Raw genomic sequence first — 3,115 nt, 5'->3', positions numbered from 1 at the left:
TGCCACCGCCGCAGCGGCGGCGCCGCCGCCGCCGCCGCCCGCGGCCCCCACGCCATCGGCTGCCGCGCCGCAAACGGCATATTCGGGCGGTGACGGCGAGACACCCAAGGGAGGCATGGGCTGGCTGCCCTGGCTGCTGTTGCTCCTGCTTCTCGCGGTATTGCTGTTCTTCGGCCTGCGCTATTGTTCGAAACAGGATGCCGCGGTTGCCCCGGCGACCGGGGAGCCGGCGATCAGCGAAACCGCCGCGCCCGCCGACGGCACTGCGGGGACGGCGACCGCAGCGGCGATCCCCGAAGGCGCCGGCGTCGTCGCCGAGGAACGTGCGGGCAAGCCGATGCTGACGGTCTATTTCGACACGGGCAAATCGGATGTGTCGAACGACCTGACGACCGCGGCCGCGTCGGTAAAGGCTTATGTCGACGGCAATCCGGGTGCGACGCTCGCCGTGTCGGGCTATAATGACCCGACGGGCAACGCCGCGGCGAATGCCGAACTGTCGAAGAATCGCGCGCAGAGCGTGAAGGCGGCACTCGAGAAGCTCGGCTTCGCGGCTGACAAGGTCGTACTGGAAAAGCCGGCGGAGACGACCACGACCGGCACCGACAATGCAGCGGCACGCCGGGTCGAGGTGACCGTGAAGGGCTGACCGAAGCAACTTGCGAGAACAAGGGAGCGGGGCCTGCGGGCCCCGCTTTTTTTCGGCGAGTCGCGCTTTCCAAAAAAGCGAGTCGCCGGATCACGGCTTCGAAAGCGAATCCGAAAATGCTGCAACGCTGTTACAAAAATGCTGCAGCGAATCCACTTGTTGCTAATGCCGGACTTATCCACAAGCAGGAGCGGTCCGCAGCCGTATTTCGATGATTTTTTGTTGGCGCCCCGAACGCTCCATGGCAGCTTCAAATCATCGGACGACAGAGACGCAAACCGCCGGGACATCAAGGGTAGTTGCAAGACTAGCCAGAAGAGAACGGACCGGATTGACGAGGAAATCGACCGGTAGCCTGGTCACGGAACGTAGCGATTCCCACGAGTTGATACGAACCCGATCGGGTACAGGAAATGCAGTCCATCGCTTGGACAGCGACTGCTTCGGCGGACGCAAGAAGAGATGATGAAGGGCTTTCCAGGTGCGGCCGGCCCCCGAAAGGGGGCCGACCAAACCGTCGCCGGATTGTTCCGGCGTGCGCCGCAACGCATCGTTTTGCGGGCTGCTGATCGCAAGAGAAGCGGACCGGGATGAGGCGGGGTGGAGGTACGTGGGGCAAAGCCGGATAGTGGGGGTTGGCAGCGATGCCGGCCCCCATTTCGCATGCGCGTCGCGCGCGTTGCATCGCCACCGCGGGTGGCCCCGTCCATCGATCCGCTTCCGGTCTTTATTTTCGCGGCTGTGACATTCGTCACACCATCATCGGACGCGTCTGCCTATTCCGGTTGTTGCGACCCGGAGACGTTCCCGATCAGGAACCGATCCCACTTTCCCGGTCGCGTCCTTCGGGGGGCGGCCGGGAACCTTTCGCTTCCCTTCGGCATTACTTCTGCATCGCTGAAACGGTGTCCGGGCGCGACCGGACGTTCACATGTTCGCCGGGTATCGGCGTCTGCCCGGCCGGTCCAGGAAGGGAATATCATGGGTCTGATCATCACATTGATCGTCGGCGGCATCATCGGCTGGCTGGCGAGTATCGTCATGCGTACCGACGCGCAGCAGGGGATCATCCTGAATGTCGTTGTCGGGATCGTCGGGGCCTTCCTCGGCAATTTTCTCGGCAGCTTCTTCGGCATGGGCGCAAGCCTCGACACTTTCAGTCCGATCGGCCTTCTGTGGGCCTTCATCGGCGCGGTAGTCCTGCTGGGCCTTATCAATCTCGTGAGGCGCGGCAGCGTCCGCTGAACGGCGTGGCGGCGGCGGCGTGATCGTGCCGTCGCCATTCTGCTAGGCGATTTCAGATATTTGCGTTACCAATATGTCGTCTGCGAAGGCAGGCGACAGAAACGATCGTAGGGGGTCATCATATGACTTGGATTATCGCAATCATCATGGGCGGCGTTATCGGCTGGCTGGCCAGCATCGTGATGCGTACCGACGCCCAGCAAGGCATCTTCCTGAATATCATCGTCGGTTGTCTGGGCTCGATCCTGGGCCGCTTCCTGTTCGGCAGCTTCCTTGGCGGTGGCCATCTGCGCGGCAACGCCTTCGATCCGATGACCCTGCTCACCGCCTTCATCGGCGCGGTGGTCCTGCTCGGCATCGTCAACCTCGTACGGCGCGGTCGCGTCCGCTGATCCGCATGCAAATCGGGTAGCCGGTTCTTCGGAATCGGTACCGGGAAGAGGGTGGCCGCCACTGGGCGCGCCGCCCTTTTTCATATCCGTAATTGCTGGAAATCGCGCCAGGACCTGCCTATGAGCGCTGCCCCGGGGCGCGGGGGGGATGGCGAAGTTTCGCCTCTTGCCAGTGGTGGTTTAATTAGGTAATACACCTCAAACGGGATTTCGGTCCTGTCGTGCGGGCTGGAGGGGGCGGAGTGCTGTCGCGCTTGCCGCGCACCGGATGCCGCATGGGCAGGAGGGATTCGGCGTGAACTACGAGCGGAAAGTGGATGTGATGGACAGCCTCGCGGGTTCGACCCAGAGCTTTTACGAAGAGGCGGACAACCGCCGCAAGCGGACGTGGATGATCGTTGCTCTGGTGCTCATCGCATTGGCGCTGGCGGCGGCGTGGTACGGTTTCAGCTCGAACAAGGGCGGTGCGGCGGGCGCCGACGGTGCCGCTGGCGGTGCAGGCGGCGCGAGCATTCCGAACATCACCGTCGTCATCCCCGGCCGTCAGTCGGTCGAAGCGACGATCTCGACAAACGGAACGATCGCGGCGCGGCGCGAGATGCCCGTCGGGGTCGCGGGCGAAGGCGGCCAGGTCGTGCGCGTGCTCGTCGAGCCCGGCCAGTGGGTTGGCGCCGGGCAGCCGCTCGCGATCATCGATCGTTCGGTGCAGACGCAGCAGGCCGCGAGCCTCGCGGCGTCGATCAAGGTCGCTCAGGCCGATGCCGATCTGGCGCAGGCCGAGCTCGAGCGTGCGCAGGCGCTGGTTGGACGCGGCTTCATTTCAAAGGCG

The 3,115-nt window shown here is 63.9% G+C and carries 3 protein-coding genes and 1 pseudogene; all 4 read left to right on the top strand.

Translation table 11 applies throughout. The features are described 5' to 3' along the window. Positions 1-115: 115 nt before the first annotated feature. The gene (locus VGD20_RS01915) at positions 116-649 is read left to right on the top strand and encodes an OmpA family protein (protein WP_331132838.1); all 534 of its coding nucleotides are present in this window, start codon (positions 116-118) and stop codon (positions 647-649) included. Positions 650-1,630: 981 nt separating this feature from the next. Further along, on the top strand, positions 1,631-1,894 hold the full coding sequence (locus VGD20_RS01910; RefSeq protein WP_331132837.1) for a GlsB/YeaQ/YmgE family stress response membrane protein: 264 nt from the start codon (positions 1,631-1,633) through the stop codon (positions 1,892-1,894). Positions 1,895-2,016: 122 nt separating this feature from the next. After that, on the top strand, positions 2,017-2,286 hold the full coding sequence (locus VGD20_RS01905) for a GlsB/YeaQ/YmgE family stress response membrane protein (RefSeq protein ID WP_331132836.1): 270 nt from the start codon (positions 2,017-2,019) through the stop codon (positions 2,284-2,286). 295 nt (positions 2,287-2,581) lie between these two features. Then, positions 2,582-3,115 (top strand): annotated as a pseudogene (locus VGD20_RS01900) (efflux RND transporter periplasmic adaptor subunit); the annotation flags it as partial.

Source organism: Sphingopyxis sp. (assembly GCF_036402335.1).
Taxonomy (GTDB): domain Bacteria; phylum Pseudomonadota; class Alphaproteobacteria; order Sphingomonadales; family Sphingomonadaceae; genus Sphingopyxis.
This window is presented reverse-complemented; position numbering and strand designations above follow the sequence as displayed.

What these genes read in the sequence shown, in the direction of transcription:
- VGD20_RS01915 (WP_331132838.1), top strand. Translation starts at nt 116, where the DNA reads ATGGGCTGGCTGCCCTGGCTGCTGTTGCTCCTGCTTCTCGCGGTATTG.
- VGD20_RS01910 (WP_331132837.1), top strand. Translation starts at nt 1,631, where the DNA reads ATGGGTCTGATCATCACATTGATCGTCGGCGGCATCATCGGCTGGCTG.
- VGD20_RS01905 (WP_331132836.1), top strand. Translation starts at nt 2,017, where the DNA reads ATGACTTGGATTATCGCAATCATCATGGGCGGCGTTATCGGCTGGCTG.